The organism is Pseudomonas sp., from assembly GCF_037994325.1.
Taxonomy (GTDB): domain Bacteria; phylum Pseudomonadota; class Gammaproteobacteria; order Pseudomonadales; family Pseudomonadaceae; genus Aquipseudomonas.
Genome location: NZ_JBBNAH010000101.1, coordinates 1 through 1,863 on the forward strand (window position 1 = coordinate 1; position 1,863 = coordinate 1,863).

The window sequence follows — 1,863 nt, forward strand, 5'->3', positions numbered from 1 at the left end:
GCTTAGCGCCAGGTCTACCAGCGGGTTGTCCAGCGGTTGGTATTCGTACTTGGCGGAAAAGGTAGTGTCGACCGTGGTGCGGTCAGCCAACAGGCGCTTCAAGGCACCTTCATAGCCGTACTGACGAATGCTCGCCGCGGTCGGTGGCGTTGGGTAGCTGTTGGAGGAAAACGGCGTCATCCGCTCGCTGTTGGAGCGCGTGTAAGACAGCCCCAGGCTGTGCTCATCGGTGGGGTGCAGATTGAGCTTGAACAACTGAGCGTCCAGGTCTTGTGCGGTGTTGGGCAAGCGCTTGGGGTTGATTGGGTAGCGGTTGTCCGGGTCGGGACGGGTGTCGGCCAGCTTCAAGTCCTCGCCATCGCGCTTGGTGTAATACACCAACACGTCAGCCATACCATTGTCGGTGCGGCCATAGGTGGCGCCGGTGTAGATCTGCTGATGGTCGTTGCTGCTGTAGCCATACTTGAGCATGGCGCCCGTGTTGCGGTCTTGTTCGAGCAGGTCGGGGGCGTCTTTGGTGGTCATATTGACCGTACCGCCAAAGCCGCCGTTGCCGGTGAAAGGCGAGTGCGGGCCTTTTTCCACCTCGATGCTTTTGATCAGCTCGGGCTCGATAAAAATGGTGCCTTGCTGGTAGCGCTCAAAGCCGGATTTCGGCGCGCCATTAAGGGTGAGCGGCACGTCTTCGGCATCGCCCATGCCCCAGATATTAATCGTCTGACCACCGGGTTTTGGTGAGCCGCCGGCAGTGACGCCGGGCAAGGTGGCGAGCAGGCTGCCGATGTTATTGGGCTGACGGCGGTCGATATTCACCTGCGACAGGGTGGAGCGACCGACGCTGTTGGAATCCACCTGCGCGCCGTCGCCAACGATGCTCAAGGCGCTGAGGGTGATGCCCTGTTCGTTGGCCGGCACTTCACTGGCACGCACAACAAAGGTGTTGTCGACTTTGACCAAGGTAAAGGCGCTGTTTTGCAGCAAACGGCGGATGGCGTCTTCGGGGTTGAACTGGCCGCTGAGCGCCGGCGCTTGCACATTGCGTAACAGGGTTTCGTCGAACAACAGCTGCACTTGGGTTTGCTGCGCAACCTGGCTAAGCGAAGTGGCCAACGGCTGCGCGGGCAGGTTGAGCGCGAAGGTCTGCGCCTGGGCTTGCAGGCTAAACGCCAGGCACAGCGCCGTGAGCGTTGGACGGGTGTAGCGGAAATGGATGCTGTGGTGCACGCGAAACATGGATTCCCCCAATGGCAACTAAGGCCGAAAAAGGTCCGCGTTCAGAACGCAGACAGGAGGAAGACGCGGCACCACAGAAAACCCTCATATGCGAATAGCAAATATTCGCATCTATTTTTTGCGGGGCAAAATTCGCGCGCTGCCATCGCCGAGAATCACGGTTTTAACCGGCAGTAGTGCGGGCAGTGCGCGCAAGAGAGCGTCGGGGTCATTGACGTCCAAACTGCCCGAGACTTTGTAACCTGCCAGCGCTGGATCACTTAGCTGCACCGGCTGATTGCGATACAGCGCCAGTTCATCGACCAGACTGGCCAGGTCGCGGTTACGGAAATACAAATGGCCGCTGCGCCAATCGGCCACCTGGCTTTCGTCCAGCGTGCTCTGTTGCACCTGGCCGCTGCGGTAGTCGTAGCTGGCGCGTTGTTCGGCAGTCAGCACGGTAGGCTGACTATCCGGCGTTGGCAGCAGCGCCACCTGGCCATGGGCGACGGTCACCACCAACTGCCGTTGGCCACGGCGTACATCAAAACCGGTACCGACCACACGCACCTGCGCGTCGCCGGAGTGCACCCACAGCGGTCGTTCTTTGTCGGCGGCCACCTCGATATACAGCTGGCCTTGCAGCAAGTG

2 protein-coding genes are annotated in these 1,863 nt (G+C 60.2%); both read right to left on the reverse strand.

What is annotated here, in order from left to right; all coding sequences use genetic code 11:
- Positions 1-1,233: TonB-dependent receptor (locus AAAB16_RS03170; RefSeq protein WP_340662030.1), on the reverse strand; the 1,233-nt coding region annotated here is incomplete at its 3' end.
- 111 nt (positions 1,234-1,344) lie between these two features.
- On the reverse strand, positions 1,345-1,863 hold a 519-nt coding region (locus AAAB16_RS03175; RefSeq protein ID WP_340662031.1), incomplete at its 5' end, for a FecR domain-containing protein.